The following is a 24,127-nucleotide window of genomic DNA, read 5'->3' on the forward strand; positions in this document are numbered from 1 at the left end:
GATGAGGGTGGCGAACTCCACCTCGTCGTGGAAGTCCAGAGCGGCCGGCGCCGTAAGTTCCAGCAGGGTCCGCTTCAGGTACCGTTCAGCGCAATGGTTTCCCGATATCCGCAACGGACGTCCGTATGGTGAGACATTCCATGGACTCCCGGGACGTTCCCTAGATGGCTTCCGAGAAGACCGATGGCTTCCGACGTCGCTATCACATCGGCCCCGCGGCGCTGCGGCTCGGACGGCTGTGGGACCGCTCCGGGACGCTGGAACTGCTGGCCCGGCCGGTGCTGGACGAGCTGTGCCGCAGCACGGGGGACCACGCCCTGCTGTGCGTGCCGGACAACTTCCATATGCGCTGCATCGCGGCGGTGGAGGGCCGGTCGGGGCCGCTGCGCTACTACCCGCTGGTCGGGGAGCTGTATCCGGCGCACGCCGGCGCCACCTCCACGTCGTACTACGCCTTCCTCCCCGGCCGCGAACCGTACGGAAGCCTCAGCCTCGGCGGGGCGGAGGAGCGCTTCCGGGACGGTCCGGAGGACCGTCTCGAGGCGCTGCTGCAGGCGGCCCATCTGCTGGAGAGCCGGCTCACCACGCCCCCGCAGCGCGCCGGCCGGACGCCGCGAACACGGGGTGGCGGCTCAGGCCGCCGCGGCGGGTAGGGAGCCGGGGCCGGTGCCGGTGGTCGTGTCGGACCCCGATCCGGGAGGGGCGCCGAAGTCGCTGAGGACCGCTCGGGCGGCTCGGCGTCCGGAGGCCAGGGCGCCCTGGACCGTGCTGGAGTCTCGGTGGTCGCCGCAGACGTACAGCCCGGACAGCAGCCGCACCGGGCGGCGTGGGTCGTGGGGTGCGGGCATGGCCGGGACGGCGTACGGGTCGTGGTGGGCGGCCAGCAGGTCCCAGGCCGCCGTCGACGTCCCGTACACCGCCGCCAGTTGGGCCCGGACGGCCCGGTCGAGCTCGGCGGTCGGCAGCGCGGCGGAGCTGCCCAGCACCGTGGAGGTGATCAGCACCCGGCCGGGCGGGGTGCGCGAGGGGTCCACCTCGCTGGCCACCATGGTGTGGGCCACCGGGCCCGCGCCGCCCGCGGCGAGTATCAGCGCGGGCTCGCGCAGCGGCGGCCGGTCGGCGGTGTGGTGCACCACCGTGACCGGGTGGAAGGCCGGCACCCGCAGTCCGGGCAGCAGCCCGGCCGCGTCGTGCGCCCCGGTGGCCACCAGCACCGCACGGCAGCCGAACTCGCCGTGTTCGGCGGTGGCCACGGCGGTGGTGGAGGCCGATACGGCCCGGACGCCCGTACGGACCGTCCCCGGCGGCAGCGCGGCCGCCAGCAGTTCGGGAACGGTGGACGCGCCGCCCGCCGGGAGGCAGAGGCGGCCGCGTGCGTAGCCGCGCAGCGCGAGGTCGGCGCAGCGGCTGGAAGTGGTGAGGTCCGGGTCGCTGAGCAGCGACACGAGCAGCGGACGCAGCACCCCCTCGACCGTACGAGCAGGTAGGCCCCGCCCCCCCAGGGTCTCGGAGACCGGCCGGTCGGGGCGGGCGAGCAGGCGGTCCGCGGGCAGGGCGGCGAGCCTGCCGAGCGCGGCACCGAGTCGGGCCTGATCGAGCCCGCTGCCGAGCGGCGCGCGGGCGGCGTTCGCGAGGGCGCGTGCCGTGGTGAATGCGCCCCTCATGCTCCGGGGGGTGTCCACCCGGTGCGTACGGCCCTCGCTGTGGACCAGCACCCCCTGGGCGAAGGGGCGCAGGGCGAGGGCGCCGAGCCCCGGAGTGCGCCGCAACTCCGGGAACGAGGTGTTCATCAGATGGCCGGTGCGATCCAGCCGGAAGCCGTCCACGGTCTCGGTGGTCATCCGTCCGCCCACGTGGGGCGCGGCCTCGAGCACCGTGACCGCGACTCCCGCGCCGGTCAGCCGATGGGCCGCGGCCAGCCCCGCGAGCCCGGCGCCGACGATGACGACGTCCGTGCGGTGCGCGCGCTTGAGCACGTGTCCTCCCCGAGGTCGGTGCGTCCGTCACGGGGGCTGCTGCCCCGACCGGCGGTCCGGATGCGTGGGTCCCGCGAGTCGGCTCGGCGAGACGGTCTTGACAGTACGGACAAAAACGGTCGTTGCCAGACGCGCATCGACCGGGCACGGGCGCACACCGGTCGCACACCAGTCGCACACCGCCATCGAACGGCCCGCGACCGGGTGAAGGGAGAGCGGAAGGGGGGCGAGAAGCGCCCAACTCCCCTACGTGAGCGCTGCCTTGATCGCCTCGTCCACATGCGGGCAGGTGAACGTGAAGCCGGAGTCCAGGAGGCGGCGGGGGACGGCCCGGACGCTGCCGAGGACGTCCCCGGACATCTCGCCCAGGGCGACCCGGAGCGCGGGCGCGGGCACCGAGAAGAGCGTGGGGCGGCCCAGCACCCGGCCCATGGCGGCCGTGATCTCGCGGTTGGTCACCGGCGTCGGGGCGGTGAGGTTGACCGGCCCGGTGAGCTCGGGCGTATCGAGGATGTGGCGCAGCGCGGCGATGTGGTCCCGCAGCGCGATGAAGCTCCAGTACTGCCGGCCGCTGCCCATCCGCCCGCCGAGCCCCAGCTTGAACAAGGGGAAGAGCTTCCCCCACGCCCCGCCCTCGGCGGAGACCACCAGACCGGTCCGGGCGAAGACCGTACGGACGCCCGCCTCCTGCGCCGCGGTCGCCGCCTCCTCCCAGTCCTGGCAGAGGTCCGGAAGGAAACCGTGGCCAGGGGGCGCACTCTCATCGACCGCGCGCTCCCCGGTGTCACCGTAGAACCCGACCGCGCTCCCGCTCACCAGCACCCGCGGCGGGGTGTCCAGCGAGGCGACCGCCTCGGCGATGGCGGCGGTGCCCAGCACCCGGCTGTCCCGGATCTCCTTCTTGTACGCGTCGGTCCAGCGCCGGTCGCCGACGCCCGCGCCCGCGAGATGGACCACGGCCGCACAGCCCATCAGCCCGGAGGTGTCCACCCACTGCCGCCGCGGGTCCCACTCCACCTCGTCCTCCGCACGCGGCGGACGCCGCACCAGACGCACCACCTGGTGGCCGTCCTCGCGCAGCGAGCGGACGAGTGCCGTGCCGATGAGCCCGGAGGAACCGGTGACCGCGATACGCATGGCCCCATCCTGCCCCCGATCACGGGAGGGATGTCGGACAACGGGCGGGCGTGGCACAGTGATCCGCATGCCCCAGCCCTAGGTGTGCTGTCCGGGGACGTTGGTGACGGGCGCTGCTCGGCGCCGCGTACCAGGAGGCGCGGCGGCAGGGCGCGACCCGCATGACCCTGCGGGTGCTGGGCCACAACACGCCCGCACGGCGGCTGTACGCGCCGGAGGGATTCGCGGTGGAAGGCGTGCTGCCGGGGGAGTTCCTGCTGGAGGGGAGTACGTGGACGATGTGCTGATGGGGCGCCCGCTGGACCGCTGAGGCGCTGCCGAGCGCCGGGCAACCGGGCAACCGGGGCAACCGGGCACGTCAGGCAGTCAGGCCCTGAAGCGCTCCCACAACCGGGGGTACCGCTCCGCCAGCACCGCCTCGCTCTCGAAGTCGAGGGGCTCCCCGATGGGTTCCCGGGGCATGGGCGGGAGCCCCAGCTCCGGCAGGGGCGCACCGGTCAACCGCTCGTACGCCTCGTCCGCCGCGTACCCCAGGTCCTCGCAGTCGCCGTCCACCCGCTCGTCGAAGTCCTCGAGCAGATCGGCGAGCGCGTCCGGATCGTGCAGCGCGCCCTCGAAGATCTCCCGGCCCTGGCCGATCAGCCAGTAGCGGAACGCCTCGAAGGCGTCGTCGCTGACCCCGCCGAGCAGCACCCAGGCGGCGCCCCACACATCCCAGCGGTACGCCCGGTGGGAGCGGGCCTCGAAGTGCCGGGCGAAGTCCAGCACCGCGTCGGGGTCGAGCTGTGACAGCTGCTCGACGAGCAGGTCGGACTGGTCCTCGGGGTCGCCGTCCGCGGCCTCCCGAGCGCCGTCGACCAGCCCCCAGAACTCCGTCTCGTCCATCATCACGGGACCAGGATCGGCCCTCCCGCGCACCCCCGCACGCGGAACGGGCCCGGACGCCCTCCACCCCATCACCCGCGTGGTGCGAGGGTGCTCACCTCGGGCGTGGTGGTCACCGGCCGGGTGCAGCCGACTTCCGGGACCTTGGCCATGCGGGTGCGGAGGTGCAGGACGTCGCCGATGAAGAGGTCGTAGACCAGGACCCCGATCACGCCGCCGACGAGGGGGCCGACGACGGGGATCCAGAAGTAGGCGCTGAAGCCGCTGGGCGTCGTGCCCGGCAGGGCGAGTTCCCCCCAGCCCATGGTCCAGGCGAACAGACGCGGGCCGAAGTCGCGGGCGGGGTTGATGGCGTAGCCGGCGTTCGCGCCGTAGGACAGGCCGATGGCGGCGACCGCGAGGCCGATGACGACCGGCGCCAGGGAGACCCGCACGGCGGGGTTGCGCAGGTCGATGACGGCCATGATGAAGATGAGCATGAACGCGGCACCGACGATCTGGTCCACGAGCGGGCCCCACACGCTGCCGTGGAAGTACTGCGCGGGGACCGTGCCGAAGATCGAGAAGGTGGCGAGGGTGTGGCCGTCCGTCTTCGGCCCCTTCATCGCCTGGTCCAGGGCGCTGATCGCGTCGTGGTAGACCGCGTACACCAGCACGGCCCCGGCGAACGCGCCCACCAGCTGCGCGGCCACGTACGGGACGACCTTGGCCCACCGGAACCGGCGGCGCACTGCGAAGGCGAGCGTGACCGCTGGATTCAGATGCGCCCCGCTGACGCCGCCGGCGACGTAGATGCCGAAGGTCACGGCCAGGCCCCAGCCGAGCACCGGCATGACCCAGTCGCCGGCGCCGACGAAGCTCGTGGTGGCTCCCGCGGTGCGGCCCGAACCGGGCAGCGCCGCGACCGCCATGGCCGCCACACCGCACCCGAAGGAGATGAGGACGAACATCCCCAGGAACTCCGCGAGGCACTCCCCGAGCAGTCCTCCTCGGCGCCGGAAGCGCGAGGGGCTCACCAGGGGCGGAATCTCAACAGCCATCAGGGCTCCCTAGGGGACTGGGCACGCGGGGACGGCCTCCCGCCGGTGCCCGCCCGGGCTCGGCGGATGTCTAGGCGTCGGCGCCGGCGCGGTACTGGAACCGCGTGACCCAGTGCGGGAGGTCGCGCTCCAGGTCGCCGCGCTGCTGGAGTCCCGCCTCGAAGAGGTGCCGTGCGACGTGCTGCTGCGCCGGACGGTTCACGGCGGCCCAGAAGGCGTCCATCTGGTCCTTGAACTCACCGTCCGGCCGCAGGGTCGCGACGTTGACGAAGTGCTTGATGTCCTTGATCGTCTGCAGGTCGAAGGAGGCGATGCGGGACGCCAGCTCGTCGACGAAGCCGTCGAGCTCGTCGTCGGGGAAGGCACGGTTCAGGTACCCGTACCGTTCGGCGAGGTCTCCGTCGAGGTCGAGGCCGCCGAAGAGGATCTCGAAGGTCCGGCCCCGTCCGACCAGGGCGGGCAGGCGCGTGGCGGGTCCGCCACCGGGGATCGCGCTCATGCCGATCTCGAACTGGCCGATGACGGACTTCTCGCGGCTGCCGAAGCGCATGTCGGTGGCGAGCAGGAACTCGCTGCCCGCGCCGCGTGCGATGCCCCTGACGGAGGCGATGGTCGCCATGGGGAGTTTGCTCAGACGGGTGAGGAGCGCCGTGAAGGGGTGGACCTCCTCCGGGTGGGCCAGGACGTGCTCCAGCTCGTCCTTGGCGGAGAGGTCGTAGTGGGCGATGAAGAACTCGGGGTCGGCACTGTCGAAGACGATGACCGCGACACCGCTGTGCTCGGCGCGTGTGAAGACGGCGTCCAGCTCACTCGTCATCGTCGAGTCCACGAGATTGACGGGAGGGTTGTCGAACGTCACGCGCCAGTGAGCGGGCGAGTGCTCGGTCAGCGCGAATCGCGTCGGTGAGTCCATGGGCCCGACGCTAATATCCGACGGGCCATCGGCAACCTGGCCGCGTCCGACCGGGCCGACGGCACTTTGCCGCCACCTGACGCACGCGTCCAGACCCGCGGCTGACGCGACGGGGCAGTCCATCTGCTCATACCATGCTTTGAGGGAAATTATGCGCTAACCGTACTGAATACCGACAGGAAGGCGGTTGCGCGATGGCCAAGGTACTTTTCGTGATGACCGGTACGCCGTACTGGACGCTCAAGGACGGCACCCGGTACGCGACCGGCTACTGGGCCGAAGAGTTCGCCGCCCCCTACAAGGCCCTCACCGAGGCGGGCCACGAGATCACCGTCGCCACCCCCGGCGGGGCCGTTCCGACGGTGGACATGATGAGCCTGCGACCCGATATGGCGGGCAGTGCGCAGATCGCGCTCGACCTGGAGGCGATCATCCGCTCCGCGGAGGTGATGCGGCGCCCGATCCACCTCGCGGACGCCCGACTGGACGACTACGACGCCGTCTACTTCCCCGGCGGCCACGGGCCCATGGAAGACCTGAGCGTCGACGCCGACGCCGGCCGCCTGCTGACGGCGGCCCTGTCCTCCGGCAAACCCCTCGCCATCGTCTGCCACGCCCCGGCGGCGATGCTGGCGACCCGGATCCACGGGAAATCGCCCTTCGCCGGCTACCGGGTCACCGGCTTCACCAACGAGGAAGAGGAGGCGGTCGGCCTCGCCAAGAGGGCCCGCTGGACGCTGGAGACCGAGCTCATCGAACTCGGCGTCGACTTCACCAAGGGCGAGATGTGGAAGCCTTATACGGTGGTCGACCGCAACCTGTACACCGGACAGAACCCCGCATCGGCAGCCCACCTGGCGGAACGCCTGCTCAAGGTCCTCTGAGTCGCAGGGTGGCCTACCGGTACAGCTCCGCCGTACGGCGCGCCGCCTCCGCGAAGAGCGCCCGCAGCTCCGGCGGACCCAGCACCTCCGCCTCCGGGCCGAGCCCGAGCAGCTGGGCCAGGGCGACCTCGTACGACTCGACGGGCAGGGTGACGGTGAGCCGGCCCTGCCCGTCGGGCTCCCCGGCCTCGCGTACGGCCTCCTCGGCCGCCACCCGGTCCGTGACATGGGGCAGTTGCCGGGCCCCGGCCGGGGTCAGCCGTACGACGGCCCGCTCCCGCAGGATCGAGCGGGCGAACTGCTCGGCCCGCTCCTCCCAGAAGGCGGGCAGGTCGAACTCCTCGTCCCGGGTGAAGCGGACGCCGGTCGGTTCGACGGCGGCGAAACGGTCCACCCGGTACACCCGGAAGCCGCCCTCCGCACGGGCCGCGAGATACCAGACGCCCGCCTTGAGTACGAGCCCGTACGGTTCGAGCTCCCGCCGGACCTCCGCGTCCCGGCGCCGGTAGCGGACGGCGATCCGCAGATCGTCCCAGACCGCGTCCGCGATGCTCGGCAGCAGCTCCGGCGCCTCCGGCTCGCGCCACCAGCCCGGGGCGTCGAGGTGGAACCGCTGGGCCACCGTGTGGGAGGCGTCCCGCAGCTCCGGGAGCAGCGCGGCGGACACCTTCAGCCGGGCGGCCGAGGCGGCGTCGGCGAGGCCCATCTCGCGCAGCGCCGAGGGCACGCCGGACAGGAACAGCGCCTCGGCCTCGGTCCGCCCGAGGCCGGTCAGCCGGGTGCGGTAGCCGCCGATGAGCCGGTAGCCCCCGGCCCGGCCCCGGTCCGCGTAGACCGGGATCCCCGCCTCGGACAGCGCGGCGGCGTCCCGCGTTACGGTGCGCTCGGAGACCTCCAGCTCCCGCGCCAGCTCGGCCCCTGTGATCGAGGGGCGAGCCTGGAGCAGAAGCACCATCTTGATGAGGCGGGCAGCACGCACGGGCCCATGATGCCGTGCTCTCGGGCGAGCGGCGGACCGTGGCGGGTTCGCGGCCGTAGCGCGCCCGGCCGCGCAGGGGGCGGGGCCCCGGCCTTACGCCCGGCCCGGCGGCTCTTTCCCCTACCCGCCCCTTCCCGAACCATGGGGCTCCGCCCCCTGGACCCCGGACGCCCTTCGGGCGTGTCCTCAAGCTCCCCCAGCTACCGCTGGGAGGTGCCCCCTGACGGGCTGATTTCAGCCCCTCCGGCGCTTGAGGAGCGGGGTCTGGGGCGGAGCCCCAGTTGTGGGAAGGGGCGGGTAGGGGAACAGCCCGCCGCAGGCGATCCCCGGCAACCGCGGCGTCAGATGCCGTACCGCTCCGCGGCCTCCTTGGGGGCCGTGGCGCGGACCGCGGCCTGGCGGGCCAGACGGGACAGGGCGGCCACCACGATGGCCGGGGCGTCCACGCCGAAGTGGCGGCGGGCGGCCTCGCGGGTGTCGGAGAGGCCGAAACCGTCCGTGCCCAGCGAGTACCAGTCCTGCTCGACCCACTGGCTGATCTGGTCGGGGACGGCACGCATCCAGTCGCTGACGGCGAGGACCGGGCCCGGTGCGCCTGCCAGGGCACGGGTGACGTACGGGACCCGGTCTTCGCCCTTGAGCTGCGCCGCGTCACAGGACAGGGCGTCGCGGCGCAGCTCGCTCCAGGAGGTGGCGGACCACACGTCGGCGGCCACGCCCCAGTCGTCGGCGAGGAGTTTCTGGGCCTCCAGCGCCCAGTGGACGGCGGTGCCGGAGGCGAGGAGCTGGATACGGGGGGAGTCCTCGGCCGGGGCCGTGGCCTCCTGGTAGCGGTACAGGCCCTTGAGGATGCCCTCCTCGACGCCTTCGCCCGAAGGCATCGCCGGCTGCGCCTTGGGCTCGTTGTAGACCGTCAGGTAGTAGAAGACGTCCTCGGCCTCGGGGCCGTACATCCGTCGCAGACCGTCCCGCACGATCGCGCCCACCTCGTAGGCGAACGCCGGGTCGTAGGCGAGCGCCGCCGGGTTGGTGGAGGCGATCAGCGGGGAGTGGCCGTCGGCGTGCTGGAGGCCCTCGCCGGTCATCGTCGTACGGCCCGCCGTGGCGCCGATGAGGAAGCCACGGCCGAGCTGGTCGGCGAGCGCCCACATCTGGTCGGCGGTGCGCTGCCAGCCGAACATGGAGTAGAAGATGTAGAAGGGGATCATCGGCTCGCCGTGCGTCGCGTACGACGTCGCGGCGGCGGTGAAGTCGGCCATCGAACCGGCCTCGGTGATCCCCTCGTTGAGGATCTGACCGTTCGCGGCCTCCTTGTAGTACAGGAGCTGATCGCGGTCGACCGGGTCGTAGGTCTGGCCGAGCGGGGAGTAGATCCCGGCGGTGGGGAAGAGGGACTCCATGCCGAAGGTCCGCGCCTCGTCCGGCACGATCGGCACCCAGCGCTTCCCGGTCTCCTTCTCCCGCATCAGGTCCTTGACCAGCCGGACGAAGGCCATGGTGGTGGCGATCTCCTGACTGCCGGAGCCCTTGGCGAGCGTCTCGAACGGCTTCGCGGACGGCTCGGGCAGGGCGACCGGGTGGACCCGGCGGGCCGGGGCCGGGCCGCCGAGGGCCGCGCGGCGCTCCTGGAGGTAGCGGACCTCGGGGGAGTCGGGGCCGGGGTGGACGTACGGCACGAGGGCGTCGTCCAGCTTGCTGTCCGGGATGGGGAGTTCGAGGAGGTCCCGCATGGCGCGGAACTCCTTGCCCGTCAGCTTCTTCATCTGGTGGTTGGCGTTGCGGGACTCGAAGCCGGGGCCCAGCGTCCAGCCCTTGACGGTCTGCGCGAGCACGACGGTCGGGGCGCCCTTGTGCTCCACGGCCGCGCGGTAGGCCGCGTACACCTTGCGGGGCTCGTGGCCCGCGCGCGAGGTGTGGAAACACTCGGTGAGCTTGGCGTCGGTCAGCGTCTTCGCCAGCTGTGCGAGGGCCGGGTCGGCGCCGAAGAAGTGCTCGCGGATGTAGGCCGCGTCGCGGGTCGCGTACGTCTGGAACTGGCCGTCCGGGACCTCGCGCAGCCGGCGGACCAGCGCGCCCGAGGTGTCCAGCGCGAACAGCTCGTCCCAGGCGGAGCCCCACAGCGACTTGATCACGTTCCAGCCCGCCGCACGGAACTGGGCCTCCAGCTCCTGCACGATCTTGAAGTTGGCCCGCACCGGGCCGTCGAGGCGCTGGAGGTTGCAGTTGATGACGAAGGTGAGGTTGTCCAGGCCCTCGCGCCCGGCCAGGGCGAGCGCGGCCGTCGACTCCGGCTCGTCCATCTCGCCGTCGCCGAGGAAGGCCCATACGTGGGAGTTCGCGGTGTCCTTGATGCCGCGCGCCGCCAGATAGCGGTTGAAGCGGGCCTGGTAGATCGCGGAGATCGGGCCGAGCCCCATCGAGACGGTGGGGAACTCCCACAGCCAGGGCAGCCGGCGCGGATGCGGATAGGACGGCAGGCCGTCGCCGCCCGCCTCGCGGCGGAAGTGGTCCAGGTGGTGCTCGGTCAGCCGCCCGTCGAGGAAGGCGCGGGCGTAGATGCCGGGGGAGGCGTGGCCCTGGATGTAGAGCTGGTCGCCGGACCCGTCCGCCTCCTTGCCGCGGAAGAAGTGCTGGAAGCCCGTCTCGTAGAGCCAGGCGGCGGAGGCGAAGGTGGCGATGTGACCGCCGAGGCCGTCACGGCTGCCGCGGGTGACCATCGCGGCCGCGTTCCACCGGTTCCAGGCGGTGATGCGGCGCTCCATGGCCTCGTCGCCCGGGAACGCGGGCTCGGCGGCGGTCGGAATGGTGTTGAGGTAGTCCGACTCCAGCAGGGGCGGCAGCGCGAGCCCGGCGCTCTCGGCGCGCTCCAGGGTGCGGCGCATGAGGTACGAGGCGCGGTGCGACCCGGCTGCCCGGGTGACGGCGTCCAGGGAGGCGCCCCATTCGGCGGTCTCCTCGGGGTCACGGTCGGGAAGCTGGTCGAGCGCACTCGGCTGCGTGCGTGCGAGATCGGTCATGAAATAACCGTAAGACTGATCGATGATCGATCAAAGCTCTGCCAAGGAAAAAGTGCTCCGTAAGCCGAAATTGGCATTCCGTGCCGCGAAACTAGGCACGCGGTGCACAGCCCAGGACGTGTTCCTTGACCAGTTCACCGACCCGCGGATCCCGCCGCTTGAACGCGTCCACCACGGCCTGGTGCTCCTCCGCGTACGACTGCTGGACGGTGCCCAGCCAGCGGATCGACAGCGTCGTCCAGATCTCGATGCCCAGCGACTCCCAGGTGTGCAGCAGCACGCTGTTGCCCGACGCCCGCACCAGCTCCCGGTGGAACGCCACGGTGTGCCGGACCTGCGCCTCCCCGTCGGCCGCGCGGTCCGCCTCGTACAGCGCCCGCACCTCGGGCTCCAGCGCGGAGGTGTCCTCGGCCAGCACGGGCGCGGCCAGCTCCGCCGCCATCTGTTCGAGCCCGGCCCGCACCGGATAGATCTCCTCCAGGTCGGCGGCGGTCAGATTCCGCACCCGCACGCCCTTGTTCGGCGCCGACTCGATCAGCCGCAGCGACTCCAGCTCCCGCAGCGCCTCCCGTACGGGCGTCTGGCTGACCTCCAGCTCGGTGGCGATCCGGCGCTCCACGATCCGCTCGCCCGGCTTCCAGCGGCCGCTGACGATGCCCTCCACGATGTGCTCGCGGATCTGCTCGCGCAGCGAGTGGACGACGGGCGCGACCATGGGGAGCTCCTTAGAACCAGCGGTGAACAGCTGCCATTATCCCGGCAGTGCGGTAATGAAACCGCGCCCCGCACGGGAAGCCCGTGCGGGGCGCGGCAGGGAAACCGAGGTGAGGATCAGAGCCCGAGGTCCACCTCGAACTCGCCGGCCTCCAGGATCTCCTTCACGGCCGTCAGGTAGCGGGCCGCGTCGGCACCGTCCACCAGGCGGTGGTCGTAGGAGAGCGCCACGTACGTCATGTCGCGCACCGCGATGGTCTCGCCCAGCTCCGGGTGGTTGATGACCACCGGGCGCTTGACGGTCGCGCCGATGCCCAGGATGGCGACCTGGTTCGGCGGCACGATGATCGTGTCGAACAGCGCACCGCGCGAGCCGGTGTTGCTGATCGTGAAGGTGGCACCGGACATGTCGTCCGGGGTGATCTTGTTGGAGCGGACCTTGCCCGCCAGCTCCGCCGTCTTCTTGGCGATGCCCGCGATGTTGAGGTCGCCCGCGTTCTTGATGACCGGGGTCATCAGGCCCTTTTCGGCGTCCACCGCGATACCGACGTTCTCCACGTCGAAGTACGTGATGGTGTTGTCGTCCTCGTTGATCCGGGCGTTGATGGCCGGGTGGGCCTTCAGCGCCTGGACGGCCGCCTTCACGAAGAACGGCATCGGCGAGAGCTTGACGCCCTCGCGCTGGGCGAACGCCTCCTTGGCCCGGGCGCGCAGCCGCATGACCTTGGTGACGTCCACCTCGACCACGCTGGTGAGCTGGGCCTGGGTGTGCAGGGCCTTCATCATGTTGTCGCCGATGACCTTGCGCATCCGCGGCATCTTGATGGTCTGGCCGCGCAGCGGGGACACCTCCTGCGGGGCGGCCTTCGGCGCGGCGGCGGCCGGCGCCTGGGCCTGGGCGGCCTTGGCGGCCTCCGCGGCGGCGATGACGTCCTGCTTGCGGATGCGGCCGCCGACGCCGGTGCCCTTGACCGTGGACAGGTCCACGTTGTTCTCGGCGGCGAGCTTGCGCACCAGCGGGGTGACGTAGGCGCCCTCGGCCTCGGGGGCCGCGGGAGCGGGGATCGACGGGGCTGCCGCGGCCGGAGCCGGGGCGGGCGCCGGAGCGGCCGGGGCCGGCTCGGGGGCGACCGGCTCCGGGGTGACGGCCTGCGGCGCCGGGGCGCTCGGGGCCTGCGGGGCCGGGGCGGGCGCCGGGGCCTCCTGAACCGGCTCGGGAGCCGGGGCCGGGGCGGCCGGGGCCTCGGCGGGCGCGGCGGCCGGAGCGGCACCGGCGGCGCCGATCACGGCCAGCTTGGCGCCGACCTCGGCGGTCTCGTCCTCGCCGACCAGGATCTCCAGCAGGGTGCCCGCGGTCGGGGCCGGGATCTCGGTGTCGACCTTGTCGGTGGAGACCTCGAGCAGCGGCTCGTCGGCCTCGACGGACTCGCCGACCTCCTTGAGCCAGCGGGTCACGGTGCCCTCGGTCACGCTCTCGCCGAGCGCGGGAAGGACCACATCGGTGCCCTCGGCGCCACCGGCCGGAGCGGCGGCGGCAGCGGGGGCAGGGGCGGGGGCCTCGGCGGCGGGCGCCGGGGCGGGCTCGGGCTGAGCCGCCGGAGCGGGCTCGGCCGCGGGGGCGGGGGCCTCGGCCGGGGCCGCGCCGCCGTCGTCGATGACGGCCAGCTCGGCGCCGACCTCGACCGTCTCGTCCTCGGCCACCTTGATGGACGTCAGCACACCGGCCGAGGGGGCCGGGATCTCGGTGTCGACCTTGTCGGTCGACACCTCGAGCAGGGGCTCGTCGGCCTCGACGCGCTCACCTTCGGCCTTGAGCCAGCGGGTGACGGTGCCCTCGGTCACGCTCTCGCCGAGCGCCGGCAGGGTTACGGAAACCGCCATGGTGTTCGGTTGCTCCTTAACGATCTTTGGATGGTTCGCGCTCGGGATGATCAGTCGTGGGAGTGCAGCGGCTTGCCGGCCAGGGCCAGGTGGGCCTCGCCGAGCGCCTCGTTCTGGGTCGGGTGGGCGTGGACGAGCTGCGCGACCTCGGCCGGCAGCGCCTCCCAGTTGTAGATCAGCTGAGCTTCGCCGACCTGCTCGCCCATCCGGTCACCGACCATGTGGACGCCGACGACGGCACCGTCCCGTACCTGCACGAGCTTGATCTCGCCCGCGGTCTTGAGGATCTTGCTCTTGCCGTTGCCCGCGAGGTTGTACTTCAGGGCGACGACCTTGTCCGCACCGTACAGCTCCTTGGCCTTGGCCTCGGTGATGCCGACGGAGGCGACCTCGGGGTGGCAGTAGGTCACCCGCGGCACGCCGTCGTAGTCGACCGGCACCGGGTTCAGACCGGCCAGCCGCTCCGCCACCAGCATGCCCTCGGCGAAGCCGACGTGGGCGAGCTGGAGGGTGGGGACCAGGTCGCCGACGGCGGAGATGGTCGGCACGTTGGTCCGCATGTACTCGTCGACGAGGACATAGCCGCGGTCCATGGCGACCCCGGCCTCCTCGTAGCCGAGCCCCTGCGAGACCGGGCCGCGGCCGACGGCCACCAGCAGCAGCTCGGCCTCGAAGGTCTTGCCGTTCTCCAGCGAGACCTTGACGCCGTCGGCGGTGTACTCCACGCCCGAGAAGCGGGAGCCGAGGGAGAAGTTGATGCCGCGCTTGCGGAAGGCGCGCTCCAGCAGCTTGGAGCTGCTCTCGTCCTCGACCGGGACGAGGTGGGGAAGCGCCTCGACGATGGTGATGTCGGCCCCGAAGGACTTCCACGCGGAGGCGAACTCGACGCCGATGACACCGCCGCCCAGCACGACCGCGGACTTCGGCACGCGGTCGAGCACCAGCGCGTGGTCGGAGGAGATGACGCGGTTGCCGTCGATCTCCAGGCCCGGCAGGGACTTCGGCACCGAACCGGTGGCCAGCAGGATGTGGCGGCCGGTGTAGCGCTGGCCGTTCACATCGACGGAGGTCGGGGAGGACAGCCGGCCCTCACCCGTCACATAGGTGACCTTGCGGGAGGCGATGAGGCCCTGGAGACCCTTGTACAGGCCCGAGACCACGCCGTCCTTGTACTTGTGCACACCCTCGATGTCGATGCCCTCGAAGGTGGTCTTCACACCGAATTCCGAGCCCTCGCGGGCCTGGTCGGCGAGCTCACCGGCGTGCAGCAGCGCCTTGGTGGGGATGCAGCCACGGTGCAGACAGGTGCCGCCCAGCTTGTCCTTCTCGATCAGGGCGACGTCCAGACCCAGCTGCGCCGCGCGCAGGGCAGCGGCGTAACCGCCGCTACCGCCTCCGAGGATCACTAGGTCGAAAACGGTGCTGGCGTCGTTCGCCACGTCACGTCCTCCATGCATGGTGCGCCGGGGCCGGCCGTTGGTCGGCCGGGCGGCGGCGTGTGTTCGGCCGCTTCTTGCGTCGGCCCTGGTGTCGGGGGCCCTGTCCTGCCGGGACAACATCTTCGCACTTGTTGGGAGGAGGCGGGACGCGGGGCCGCTGTGTGAGAAATCTCCAGACCCCAGTTCAGGGGTTACTGCTGCGTATCCGGAACGCGAAGCCCCGTCGATTTCGTTGAGGGCGAAATCGACGGGACTTTCGGCCTATGGCGGCGGCCGTCTCATACGGTCGCGATGCGTCGCGGTGACATGTCGCTGTGTCGCGGGGCCCACGAAGTGTCCGGCGTACCGCGCGGCGGAGCCGCGTATCGATACCGCCGGGGAACGGGGCCTCGGCTCAGCCGAGGTCGCCGTCGGCGGTGCGCTCGGCAAGCCGCACCAGGGTGCGGACCGCGGCACCCGTGCCGCCCTTGGGGGTGTAGCCGAACGGACCGGACTCGTTGAAGGCCGGACCCGCGATGTCCAGGTGGCCCCAGGTGATCCCGTCCGCCACGAACTCCTTCAGGAAGATGCCGGCCACCAGACCGCCACCCATGCGCTCGCCCATGTTCGCCAGATCGGCGACCGGCGAGTCGATGCCCTTGCGGAGGTGGTCGGGCAGCGGCATCGGCCACGACTGCTCACCGACCTCGCCCGCGACCTCGTGGAGCGTGGTGCGGAACGCCTCGTCGTTCGCCATGATCCCGAACGTGCGGTTGCCCAGCGCGAGGACCATCGCACCGGTCAGCGTCGCCACGTCCACGATCGCGTCCGGCTTCTCCTCACCGGCGCGGGTGATCGCGTCGGCGAGCACCAGCCGGCCCTCGGCGTCGGTGTTCAGCACCTCGACGGTCTTGCCGCCGTACATCGACAGCACATCGCCGGGGCGGGTGGCCGAACCCGACGGCATGTTCTCGGCGAGCGCCAGCCAGCCCGTCAGATTGACCCGCAGGCCCAGCTTCGCGGCGGTGACCACCGTGGCGAACACGGCGGCGGCACCGCTCATGTCGCACTTCATCGTCTCGTTGTGACCGGCCGGCTTGAGGGAGATGCCGCCCGAGTCGTAGGTGATCCCCTTGCCCACCAGGGCGAGCGTCTTCTCGGCCTTGGGGTGGGTGTAGGCGATCCGGACCAGCCGCGGCGGGGCCTCCGAGCCCTGGCCGACGCCGAGGATGCCGCCGTACCCGCCCTTCTTGAGGGCCTTCTCGTCCAGCACCTCGGTCTTGAGGCCGTGCTCCTTGGCGGCCGCGACCGCCTCGGCCGCGAAGGCGGCCGGGTTGAGGAGGTTGGACGGGGTGTTGATCAGGTCGCGGGCGCGGTTGACCTCCGCGACGAGGGCCGTGGCGCGCTCGACGGCCGCCTTGTACGCCTTGTCGCGCGGCTTGCCGCCGACGAGGGCGACCTCGGCGAGCGGCCCGTTGTTCTTCTTGTCCTTGTTCTTGGCGTTGCCGCCGTTGCCGTTGCCGTTGCTCTTGTCGTACGTGTACGCGCCGAGCAGCGCGCCCTCGGCCACGGCGGTGGCGCCGGCCGGGTCCTCGATCGGCAGCGCGAACGCGCCCTTCTTCGAACCGGACAGCGCGCGGGCGGCCACGCCCGCGGCACGGCGCAGCGTCTCGGCGTCATAGCCGTCGCCCTTGGCCGGGACCTCGCCCAGCCCGACCGCCAGCACGACCGGGGCCTTGAGGCCGGACGCGGCGGGCAGCTTGGTCACCTCGCCCTCGGCGCCGGTCGCGCCGAGCGTCTCCAGAACGGCGGCCAGCTTCCCGCCGAACGCCTTGTCCACGGCCTCGGCGCCGGCAGCGACGACGGGGCCCTTGGCCCCCTTCGCCACACCGACGACGACGGCGTCCGCGCGCAGTGCCGTGGCGGACGAGGTGCTGAGAGTCAGAGCAGTCACAGTGGTCGGGTCCCTCTTCCGGTAGTTCGTCGGCCGTCATGGATGGGTAGGCCGCGCCCCTCCGCATCGTATGCCCAGGCCCCATTTGGGGCTCGGTTCTCCCCCGGCTACCGCTGGGAGGCGCTCCCGCCGGAAGAACCAAGCACCCGGCGTGCCTTGGCACTCAGGGCTCCACAGGGCCGCGCCCTGGGGCTTACCCGCTACGGGTGGCCGGGATAGCCTTCCGCGCGATGGACACCACGCCGGAGCCGCCGCAGCCGCAACCGCAGCCGTCCGCACGCCCGCCGGAGGCCGAGCCCGAGCCCGAGCGGCCGGAGAGCTCCCCGCCCTCCGCGCCCTCCGCGCCCTCCGAGACCGCCGAGGGTGCGGAGCAGCAGCAGCCTGACCGGCCGGAGCATCCGCCGCGGCCCGATGACGACCCGCCGCCCGCGCACGCTCCGCGTGCCCCCTGGGGCGACGGGGTCCGCTTCGCGTTCGGCACCCTCACGGTGTTGCCCGTAAGGGGCACGCGCTGGGACCGGGAGGCGGCGCACGCGGGGATGCTGTGCGCTCCGCTGGCCGGGCTGGCCGTGGGGCTGTGCGCGGCCGCGGTGGGTGGGGTGTTGCTGTTCCTGGGCGGTGGGGCGCTGCTCGCGGCCGTGGCCACCGCCGCGATACCCGCCGTACTGACCCGCGGCCTCCACCTCGACGGGCTCGCCGACACCGCGGACGGGCTCGGCAGCGGCAAGCCCGCCGAGGACGCGCTGCGCATCATGAAGCGGTCGGACATCGGGCCGTTCGGCGTGATGACGCTGCTGTTCGTCCTGCTCGGGCAGGTGGCGGCCCTGGCCGAGCTGTACGGGCAGGACTGGGCGCACGGCGCGGTCGGGGCGACCGTGGCCGGTGTCGCCGCGCGCTGCGCCTTGACGCTCGCGGCTCGCGTGGGGGTTCCGGCGGCGCGGCCGGAGGGGCTGGGCGCGGCGGTCGCGGGCAGCGTGCCGTGGCGTTCCGCCGGTGTCGTGGCGGCGGTGACGGTGGTGGGCTGCGCGGTGGTGGCCGTCCCGTTCGGCCCGTACGCCGTCGTCCTCAACGCCTTCGCGGCCTTGGCCGCCCTGGCGGCCGCCGAACTCCTCCTGCACCACTGCCACCGCCGTCTCGGCGGGGTGACCGGCGACGTCTTCGGCGCGCTGGCGGAAACGGCCGCCACAACCGCCCTGGTGGTCCTGACCTTCGGCTGAGCCCCACCCTTCGGCTGAGGGCTGCCCTTTCGGCTCGGGCCTCCGGTTTCGGCTCGGGCCCCCGCTTCGGCTTGGGGCCCACCGCTGCCTCGCGGCTGCCTGCCCCCTCGGCTGAGGGCCCCCTTCGGCTGCGGCCCGGCCCCTTTGGCGTGTCCGGCGGATCTGTCCCCTCCCCGCCCCTTCCCGATACAAGGGGCTCCGCCCCTGGACCCCGGGGGTCTGGGGCGGAGCCTGTCACGTGGCGATGCCGTAGGGAGGTGCGGGGAGGGGGGCGGCGGGGGTTTGGACCCCGGGGGTCTGGGGCGGAGCCTGTCACGTGGCGATGCCGCAGGGAGGTGCGGGAGGGGAGCGGCGGGGGTTTGGACCCCGGGGGTCTGGGGCGGAGCCCGTCACGTGGCGATGCCGCAGGGAGGTGCGGGAGGGGAGCAGCGGGGGCTGCGCCCTTGGTCCCCGGGGTCCGGGGTGGGGCTCTGTCCCTTGGTCCCCGGGGTCTGGGGCGGAGCCCCAGTTGAGGGAAGGGGCGGGGAGGGGAGCAGCCCGCCGCAGGCGTACGCGTACCGCCGGACACGCCCTGAGCAGGTCGGAGGAAGTCCGCTACGGTTCGGGCAGCGCCCCGAAGGGGCGCGGGGCTGTGTCGATGTGCGGCTCCGCCGCGTGGGACCAGCCACGACGGCGCCGCAGTCGGCCAACGACGCATGGCGCCACTTCCCGCGGAGCGCTTAGCCGTCGCGCTCCGGGAGCTCCGCGTGCAGGGCCGCGGCCGCCTGCACCAGCGGCAGGGCGAGCAGTGCGCCCGTGCCCTCGCCGACCGTGACGCCCTGGTCGAGCAGCGGGGTGAGGGCGATGCGGTCGAGGGCCTTCTCCTGGCCCGGTTCGCCGCTGGTCTGACCGGCCAGCCACCAGTCCGGGGCGCGGAACGCCACCCGCTGGGCGACCAGCGCGCAGGCCGCCGAGACGACGCCGTCGAGGATCACGGGGGTGCGGCGTACGGCGCTCTGGAGCAGGAAGCCGGTGATCGCGGCGAGGTCGGCACCGCCGACGGTGGCCAGCAACTGGAGCTGATCGCCGAGCACGGGGCGGGCGCGGCGCAGCCCGTCGCGGATGGCGGCGCACTTGCGCATCCAGGCGAGGTCGTCGATGGCGGCGCCACCGCGGCCGGTGACCACGGACGCGTCCGTACCGCACAGCGCGGCGATCAGCGTGGCCGCGGCGGTGGTGCCGCCGACGCTGAGGTCGCCGAGGACGAGGAGGTCCGTGCCGGAGTCCGCCTCCTCGTCGGCGATGGCCATCCCGGCGCGGAAGGCCCGCTCGGCCTCGTCCAGGGTGAGCGCGTCCTCGACGTCGAGCCGGCCGGACGCGCGGCGTACGCGGTGGCGGGTGACCTCTTCGGGGAGGTCCTCGGGGTCGCAGTCCAGCGCCATGTCGATGACGCGGACGGGCGTGCCGAGACGGGCGGCGAGGATGGCGGCCGGGCTCTCGCCGTCGAGCACGGCGCGGACCAGACGGTGGGTGCTCCTGGCGGGGCGGGCGGAGACGCCGAGGTCGGAGACGCCGTGGTCGCCCGCGAAGAGGATGACGCGGGGCTGTTCGATGGGCTTGACCGGCACCCGCTGCTGCGCGGCGGCCAGCCACTCGCCCAGTTCGTCCAGCCGCCCGAGCGCACCCGGCGGCAACGCGAGCCGCTCGCGGCGCTCCTCGGCGTCACGCCGGATGCCCCCGTCGGGGCGCTCGATCAGGTCGACGAAGTCATCGAGATTGAGAGCACTCACCTGGCGAACCCTACCGGGCGCCCCGGGAACCGGTACGGCGTCCGGCCGTTGAGCCCGTCGCGGCCTCCACCCGGGCACCGGCCGGCACCCGCGTCGGCCTTGCTCCGCCCGGTCGCTGGCGCCGCCGTCCCGCGGCTTCGGCGCCGCTCAGGCGCGCCGAAGGCGCGCGAGAAAAGCCGCACCCGACCGAGCCGAGGAGCCCCGCGCGACCCGGCTCCGGCTCGGGTCAGCCGGCCCCCGATCCAAGATCAGCCGCGCAGCGGCAAGGGCTGACCGGCCACGACCAACAGCACCTGTTCGCACTCCTCGGCGAATGCCGCGTTGAGGCGGCCCAGTTCGTCGCGGAAGCGGCGGCCGGAGACGGTCGCGGGGACGATGCCCGAGCCGACCTCGTTGCTCACCGCGACGACCGTACGGGTCGTGGCGCGGACCGCCGCGACGAGGGCGGAGACGCGTTCGCGGAGGGCGCGTTCGCCGCCGTGTGCCCACTTCTCGTCGTCCCAGGCGCTCACGGAGTCCATCGCGTCGGTGAGCCACAGTGCCAGGCAGTCGATGAGCAGCGGCGGGCCGTCCTCGGCGAGCAGCGGGGGCAGGTCGCAGGTCTCGGTGGTGCGCCAGGAGCCGGGGCGGCGGTCGCGGTGGGCGGCGACGCGGGCGGCCCACTCGGGGTCGCCCTCGCGGGTGCCGCCCGTGGCGACGTACAGGACGTCGGGGAACGCGGCCAGCCGCCGTTCCGCCTCGAGGGACTTGCCGGACCGGGCGCCGCCCAGCACCAGCGTGCGGCGCGGCAGGTCCGGCACCGCGTGGTACTCACCGACGATCAGCGTCCGCCCGTCCGGCACCGCCCGCGCGCCCGCCGTGGCGAGGCGGCGGTGCAGCTCCCGGCCGGGCGGGGTGGTGTGGTCGAGATGGACGGCCAGCACGTCGGTGGTGGCGCCCACGGCGCCCGCGGCGCGGAGGGCGGCCAGCGCGTCGGGGCGGCCCAGCACGTCGAGCAGCACCATGTCGTACGGCTCGGCCGGGTCCGGGAGCCCGGCGGCGGCCGTGCCCGGCGGGAGGTACAGCAGCCGGGTGCCGTCGGGCCCGGTGACCTCGTAGCCGGTGCCGGGGGAGTCCAGCGCGACCGCCCGCACCCGGTGGCCGCTGATCAGGGACAGCGTGCGGCCGTCCGGCACCCGCCCCGGCGCCGGCATCCCGGCCGGGAACTCGACGGCCGGGCCCGCGTGCGGATGGGAGAGCAGCACCTGGCGGACGCCCACCAGCGAGTACCCGGCCCGCGCGGCGGCGAAGGCGGCCCCCGGGGTGAGGTCGATCAGCAGCGCGCCGTCGATCAGCAGCGAGGTGGCGGCCCGTGCCTCCTCGCCGACGGCGGCGGCACAGGCGGCGCAGGGACAGCCGTGGCGCGGCAGCCCGTCGGGGGCCCCGGTGCCCAGAAGAGTGAGTTCCACGCCCCGATCGTCTCGCGTCCCTTCCCACGGGTCGCGCGGGGCCACCCCGTACGGAGTGATCAGTCACCTAGGCTGCGGGCAGACATCAGCTGTGGGCCGGCGGGTATCACCTGTGGGCCGGCGGGATGGAGGAGGCTGGAATGGCGTGGACATGGCGGTTCGAGAAGTCCGACGGGGCGGAGACGAAGCCCGCGGTGCAGCCGGAGGAGTTCCCGACCCAGGGGGACGCGGAGTCGTGGATCGGCGAGGAGTGGCGGGAGCTCCTCGAGGGAGGCGCGGAGCAGGTGACCCTCTTCGAGGACGGTAAGAAGATCTACGGCCCGATGAGCCTGCGCGCCGAATGAACAAAGCGGAACAAAGCCGAATGAACAAAGCCGAATGAACACAAGCGCGGGGTGGCGGGTGGCGGTCCTCACCGCCACCCCACCCCGCGGCCCGGATCAGCCGCGCACCCCGCACAGATGCAGCAGCGCCGCCACCGCCCGGTAGGGATCCGTGCGGCCGGCCCGCTCCTCGGCCGTCAGCAGCCGCTCCCACTCCGGGGAGCCCGGCGGCTCCGCGTCGTCCGGGGCGAGGTCGGTGAAGACCCGCACGCCGTACCAGGCGCGCAGCGGCGCGCCGATCGCGGTGAGGGTCTCGGTCAGCTCCTCGCGCCGGTCGGCGCGCACCGGCAGCCCGATCCGGTTGGTGTACGAGGGGGAGTCGAAGGCGGCCAGCGCGGTGTCGAAGTCCCCGGCAAGACCCGGCCGCATCGCCAGCGCGTCACCGTTGCGCACCAGCAGCGAGAGCAGACCGCCGGGGGCCAGCACCCGGGCCAGCCCGGCGAGCAGCGGATCCGGTTCGGGCACGTACATCAGCACGCCGTGGCACAGCACCACGTCGAAGGTGCCCGGCAGGAAGTGTGCCCCGGTCTCCCGGCCGTCGCCCTCGATCAGCCGCACGCGTCTTCGGATGCCCTCGGGCTCGTCGGCGAGTGCGGTGCGGGCCGCCTCCAGCATGGTGGTGTCGGACTCGAGACCGGTCACCTCATGGCCCGCGCGGGCCAGCCGCAGGGCCTGGGTGCCCTGGCCGAGGCCCACGTCGAGCACCCGCAGCCGCTGTCCCACCGGGAAGCGTGCGGTGATCTGCTCATCGAGCTGGTGGGCGACCAGTGCCTGCCGGACGGTGTTCCGCAGGCCCCCGAGGTGGCTCAGCCAGCCGGCCGCCCCGCCGGTGAAGCCGGAGGGTTGGCCGCTCAGGGCCGCTCTCCGCGCTTGACCTGCGGCTTGGGTAGCCGCAGCCGGCGCATCTGGAGGGTGCGCATCAGGGCGTACGCCACCGCGCCGCGCAGATTCTCGTCGGGGAAGCGCTTGCGCAGCTGCCGCTTGAGCTGGACGCCGAGGACGAGGGAGTTGATCACGATGAGGACGATGACCACCATCCACACCAGCAGCACATAGCTCTGCATGGCCCCGGCCCGGATCATGCTCAGGACCAGGATGACCACCGCGAGCGGCAGGAAGTACTCGGCGACGGAGAACCGCGAGTCCACGAAGTCGCGGGCGAACCGCCGCACCGGACCCTTGTCGCGGGCCGGCAGATACCGCTCGTCACCCCCGGCCAGCGCCTGGCGCTGCTTGGCCAGATCGGCGCGGCGGGCCTCGCGCGCACGCTTCGTGGCGTCCTTACGGTTGGCCGGCGTCTTCGCCAGGCTGCGGCGCTGCGACTGGGCCTCACTCCGCTTGGGAGTGGGGCGGCCCTTGGGCGCCTGCGGGTCACGGGTCTGCTGCGGCTGGTCCGCGGTCACCTTGGTGGTAGCGGCCTGCTCATCCTTGGAACGGCTTCGGAACACAAAGCCCAAGGGTACGGGTTGCGGGGTGTGCGCCCCAGCCTCAGGGGGAACGATCAGGCAACGGAGTCCCGCCGTAATCGGGACACAGGGGGGCGCACTCCTCCTTGCGCCGGAGGCTCCCACCGTCTGATCGTCCTGCAGGAGGAGCGCGAGCGGGCTCGAACAGTGCGGTAATGGAAGCAGGGCCCGTAGGCTGGGTCTGTTGGAGTGCCGGAGTCACACGTCCGTCAGAAGGGGGCGCGCGAGGCCCATGAGCGGTGTCATGAAGCGTATGGGGATGATCTTCCGCGCGAAGGCCAACAAGGCCCTGGACCGGGCCGAGGACCCGCGCGAAACCCTTGACTACTCGTACCAGAAACAGCTGGAGCTGCTCCAGAAGGTCCGCCGCGGCGTCGCCGACGTGGCGACCTCGCGCAAGCGCCTGGAGCTTCAGCTCAACCAGTTGCAGGGCCAGTCCGCCAAGCTGGAGGACCAGGGCCGCAAGGCACTCGCGCTCGGCCGGGAGGACCTGGCCCGTGAGGCGCTCTCCCGCCGCGCCGCGCTGCAGCAGCAGGTCACCGACCTGGAGACCCAGCACCAGACGCTGCAGGGCGAGGAGGAGAAGCTGACCCTGGCCGCCCAGCGGCTCCAGGCCAAGGTCGACGCCTTCCGCACGCGCAAGGAGACCATCAAGGCCACCTACACCGCGGCCCAGGCCCAGACCCGCATCGGCGAGGCGTTCTCCGGCATCTCCGAGGAGATGGGCGACGTCGGCATGGCGATCCAGCGCGCCGAGGACAAGACGGCGCAGCTCCAGGCGCGCGCGGGCGCGATCGACGAGCTGCTGGCCTCCGGCGCCCTGGACGACCAGTCCGGTATGGCCACCAAGGACGACATCGCGGCCGAGCTGGACCGGATCTCCGGCGGTACGGACGTGGAGCTCGAGCTTCAGCGGATGAAGGCCGAGCTGGCCGGCGGCAGCCCACAGCAGGCGATCGAGGGCGGCACGACGGACGAGTCCCAGCAGTCCCGGACCCAGCACAAGTTCGACAAGCAGTAGCCCGCGCCCCCGCCTGGGCGAGGTC

Annotated in this window: 19 protein-coding genes and 2 pseudogenes; 6 read left to right on the forward strand and 15 right to left on the reverse strand. The window is 72.8% G+C overall.

The window, feature by feature from the left end; genetic code table 11:
• Positions 1 to 179: 179 nt before the first annotated feature.
• Positions 180 to 653: pseudogene (locus ACZ6TD_RS33830) on the forward strand (IclR family transcriptional regulator); the annotation flags it as partial.
• On the opposite strand, the gene ACZ6TD_RS33835 reads toward ACZ6TD_RS33830, so the two are convergent.
• Together ACZ6TD_RS33835 and ACZ6TD_RS33840 are read right to left on the reverse strand one after the other, a co-directional pair.
• Positions 633 to 1,976 (reverse strand): NAD(P)/FAD-dependent oxidoreductase, encoded by a 1,344-nt coding sequence (locus ACZ6TD_RS33835; RefSeq protein ID WP_471344304.1) that lies wholly within the window; start codon positions 1,974 to 1,976, stop codon positions 633 to 635. The pseudogene ACZ6TD_RS33830 and the gene ACZ6TD_RS33835 sit on opposite strands and share 21 nt — an antisense overlap.
• 246 nt (positions 1,977 to 2,222) lie before the next feature.
• On the reverse strand, positions 2,223 to 3,113 hold the full coding sequence (locus ACZ6TD_RS33840; RefSeq protein ID WP_471344306.1) for a TIGR01777 family oxidoreductase: 891 nt from the start codon (positions 3,111 to 3,113) through the stop codon (positions 2,223 to 2,225).
• Between the two features lie 107 nt (positions 3,114 to 3,220).
• Between ACZ6TD_RS33840 and ACZ6TD_RS33845 the strand changes: the two are divergent.
• Positions 3,221 to 3,423, forward strand: a pseudogene (locus ACZ6TD_RS33845) (GNAT family N-acetyltransferase); the annotation flags it as partial.
• A 56-nt stretch (positions 3,424 to 3,479) separates the two neighbouring features.
• Here the strand turns inward: ACZ6TD_RS33845 and ACZ6TD_RS33850 are convergent.
• The 3 genes from ACZ6TD_RS33850 to ACZ6TD_RS33860 all read right to left on the reverse strand — a co-directional run bounded on the left by ACZ6TD_RS33850 (position 3,480) and on the right by ACZ6TD_RS33860 (position 5,951).
• On the reverse strand, positions 3,480 to 3,998 hold the full coding sequence (locus tag ACZ6TD_RS33850) for a DUF4240 domain-containing protein (RefSeq protein WP_471358261.1): 519 nt from the start codon (positions 3,996 to 3,998) through the stop codon (positions 3,480 to 3,482).
• A gap of 71 nt (positions 3,999 to 4,069) precedes the next feature.
• Complete coding sequence (locus ACZ6TD_RS33855) at positions 4,070 to 5,038, reverse strand: MIP/aquaporin family protein (RefSeq protein WP_471344308.1); 969 nt, start codon at positions 5,036 to 5,038, stop codon at positions 4,070 to 4,072.
• Positions 5,039 to 5,108: 70 nt separating this feature from the next.
• Positions 5,109 to 5,951 carry an enoyl-CoA hydratase/isomerase family protein gene (locus ACZ6TD_RS33860; protein ID WP_471344309.1) on the reverse strand — a complete coding sequence of 281 codons (843 nt, stop codon included), beginning with the start codon at positions 5,949 to 5,951 and terminating at the stop codon, positions 5,109 to 5,111.
• A gap of 194 nt (positions 5,952 to 6,145) precedes the next feature.
• Between ACZ6TD_RS33860 and ACZ6TD_RS33865 the strand changes: the two genes are divergently transcribed.
• Positions 6,146 to 6,835 (forward strand): type 1 glutamine amidotransferase domain-containing protein, encoded by a 690-nt coding sequence (locus tag ACZ6TD_RS33865; protein ID WP_471344310.1) that lies wholly within the window; start codon positions 6,146 to 6,148, stop codon positions 6,833 to 6,835.
• A gap of 13 nt (positions 6,836 to 6,848) precedes the next feature.
• Here the strand turns inward: ACZ6TD_RS33865 and ACZ6TD_RS33870 are convergent, their stop codons facing one another.
• From ACZ6TD_RS33870 to ACZ6TD_RS33895, 6 genes are all read right to left on the reverse strand, one after another.
• On the reverse strand, positions 6,849 to 7,814 hold the full coding sequence (locus tag ACZ6TD_RS33870) for a helix-turn-helix transcriptional regulator (RefSeq protein ID WP_471344313.1): 966 nt from the start codon (positions 7,812 to 7,814) through the stop codon (positions 6,849 to 6,851).
• 341 nt (positions 7,815 to 8,155) lie between these two features.
• On the reverse strand, positions 8,156 to 10,831 hold the full coding sequence (gene aceE / locus ACZ6TD_RS33875) for a pyruvate dehydrogenase (acetyl-transferring), homodimeric type (RefSeq protein WP_471344315.1): 2,676 nt from the start codon (positions 10,829 to 10,831) through the stop codon (positions 8,156 to 8,158).
• Between the two features lie 91 nt (positions 10,832 to 10,922).
• Complete coding sequence (locus ACZ6TD_RS33880; protein ID WP_471344317.1) at positions 10,923 to 11,546, reverse strand: GntR family transcriptional regulator; 624 nt, start codon at positions 11,544 to 11,546, stop codon at positions 10,923 to 10,925.
• Between the two features lie 116 nt (positions 11,547 to 11,662).
• On the reverse strand, positions 11,663 to 13,426 hold the full coding sequence (gene sucB / locus ACZ6TD_RS33885) for a 2-oxoglutarate dehydrogenase, E2 component, dihydrolipoamide succinyltransferase (RefSeq protein ID WP_471344319.1): 1,764 nt from the start codon (positions 13,424 to 13,426) through the stop codon (positions 11,663 to 11,665).
• Positions 13,427 to 13,476: 50 nt separating this feature from the next.
• On the reverse strand, positions 13,477 to 14,865 hold the full coding sequence (gene lpdA / locus ACZ6TD_RS33890; RefSeq protein ID WP_471344320.1) for a dihydrolipoyl dehydrogenase: 1,389 nt from the start codon (positions 14,863 to 14,865) through the stop codon (positions 13,477 to 13,479).
• Between the two features lie 394 nt (positions 14,866 to 15,259).
• Positions 15,260 to 16,798: a leucyl aminopeptidase gene (locus tag ACZ6TD_RS33895; protein WP_471344322.1), complete on the reverse strand. Its 1,539-nt coding sequence runs from the start codon at positions 16,796 to 16,798 to the stop codon at positions 15,260 to 15,262.
• A 488-nt stretch (positions 16,799 to 17,286) separates the two neighbouring features.
• On the opposite strand from ACZ6TD_RS33895, the gene ACZ6TD_RS33900 reads away from it, so the two are divergent.
• Positions 17,287 to 18,015, forward strand: a complete 729-nt coding sequence (locus ACZ6TD_RS33900) for an adenosylcobinamide-GDP ribazoletransferase (protein ID WP_471358264.1) — start codon at positions 17,287 to 17,289, stop codon at positions 18,013 to 18,015.
• 719 nt (positions 18,016 to 18,734) lie between these two features.
• Here ACZ6TD_RS33900 and cobT read toward each other — a convergent pair.
• Positions 18,735 to 19,784 carry a nicotinate-nucleotide--dimethylbenzimidazole phosphoribosyltransferase gene (cobT, locus tag ACZ6TD_RS33905; RefSeq protein WP_471344323.1) on the reverse strand — a complete coding sequence of 350 codons (1,050 nt, stop codon included), beginning with the start codon at positions 19,782 to 19,784 and terminating at the stop codon, positions 18,735 to 18,737.
• A 248-nt stretch (positions 19,785 to 20,032) separates the two neighbouring features.
• Positions 20,033 to 21,232: a bifunctional adenosylcobinamide kinase/adenosylcobinamide-phosphate guanylyltransferase gene (locus ACZ6TD_RS33910; RefSeq protein ID WP_471344325.1), complete on the reverse strand. Its 1,200-nt coding sequence runs from the start codon at positions 21,230 to 21,232 to the stop codon at positions 20,033 to 20,035.
• A 140-nt stretch (positions 21,233 to 21,372) separates the two neighbouring features.
• On the opposite strand from ACZ6TD_RS33910, the gene ACZ6TD_RS33915 reads away from it, so the two are divergent.
• Positions 21,373 to 21,576 carry a hypothetical protein gene (locus ACZ6TD_RS33915; protein WP_020871990.1) on the forward strand — a complete coding sequence of 68 codons (204 nt, stop codon included), beginning with the start codon at positions 21,373 to 21,375 and terminating at the stop codon, positions 21,574 to 21,576.
• A 96-nt stretch (positions 21,577 to 21,672) separates the two neighbouring features.
• Here the strand turns inward: ACZ6TD_RS33915 and ACZ6TD_RS33920 are convergent, their stop codons facing one another.
• Together ACZ6TD_RS33920 and ACZ6TD_RS33925 are read right to left on the reverse strand one after the other, a co-directional pair.
• The gene (locus ACZ6TD_RS33920; RefSeq protein WP_471358266.1) at positions 21,673 to 22,407 is read right to left on the reverse strand and encodes a class I SAM-dependent methyltransferase; all 735 of its coding nucleotides are present in this window, start codon (positions 22,405 to 22,407) and stop codon (positions 21,673 to 21,675) included.
• Positions 22,408 to 22,466: 59 nt separating this feature from the next.
• Positions 22,467 to 23,063, reverse strand: coding sequence for a DUF3043 domain-containing protein (locus tag ACZ6TD_RS33925; RefSeq protein WP_471344327.1), 597 nt, complete (start codon positions 23,061 to 23,063; stop codon positions 22,467 to 22,469).
• Between the two features lie 262 nt (positions 23,064 to 23,325).
• Here ACZ6TD_RS33925 and ACZ6TD_RS33930 point away from each other — a divergent pair, with 262 nt between their 5' ends.
• The gene (locus ACZ6TD_RS33930; protein WP_471344329.1) at positions 23,326 to 24,102 is read left to right on the forward strand and encodes a PspA/IM30 family protein; all 777 of its coding nucleotides are present in this window, start codon (positions 23,326 to 23,328) and stop codon (positions 24,100 to 24,102) included.
• The last annotated feature ends 25 nt before the right edge of the window (positions 24,103 to 24,127 follow it).

This window comes from Streptomyces yongxingensis, assembly GCF_055597465.1.

What these genes read in the sequence shown, in the direction of transcription:
- ACZ6TD_RS33880 (WP_471344317.1), bottom strand. Translation starts at nt 11,546, where the DNA reads ATGGTCGCGCCCGTCGTCCACTCGCTGCGCGAGCAGATCCGCGAGCAC.
- ACZ6TD_RS33865 (WP_471344310.1), top strand. Translation starts at nt 6,146, where the DNA reads ATGGCCAAGGTACTTTTCGTGATGACCGGTACGCCGTACTGGACGCTC.
- ACZ6TD_RS33930 (WP_471344329.1), top strand. Translation starts at nt 23,326, where the DNA reads ATGAAGCGTATGGGGATGATCTTCCGCGCGAAGGCCAACAAGGCCCTG.
- aceE (WP_471344315.1), bottom strand. Translation starts at nt 10,831, where the DNA reads ATGACCGATCTCGCACGCACGCAGCCGAGTGCGCTCGACCAGCTTCCC.
- ACZ6TD_RS33860 (WP_471344309.1), bottom strand. Translation starts at nt 5,951, where the DNA reads ATGGACTCACCGACGCGATTCGCGCTGACCGAGCACTCGCCCGCTCAC.
- sucB (WP_471344319.1), bottom strand. Translation starts at nt 13,426, where the DNA reads ATGGCGGTTTCCGTAACCCTGCCGGCGCTCGGCGAGAGCGTGACCGAG.
- ACZ6TD_RS33915 (WP_020871990.1), top strand. Translation starts at nt 21,373, where the DNA reads ATGGCGTGGACATGGCGGTTCGAGAAGTCCGACGGGGCGGAGACGAAG.
- ACZ6TD_RS33840 (WP_471344306.1), bottom strand. Translation starts at nt 3,113, where the DNA reads ATGCGTATCGCGGTCACCGGTTCCTCCGGGCTCATCGGCACGGCACTC.
- ACZ6TD_RS33850 (WP_471358261.1), bottom strand. Translation starts at nt 3,998, where the DNA reads ATGGACGAGACGGAGTTCTGGGGGCTGGTCGACGGCGCTCGGGAGGCC.
- ACZ6TD_RS33855 (WP_471344308.1), bottom strand. Translation starts at nt 5,038, where the DNA reads ATGGCTGTTGAGATTCCGCCCCTGGTGAGCCCCTCGCGCTTCCGGCGC.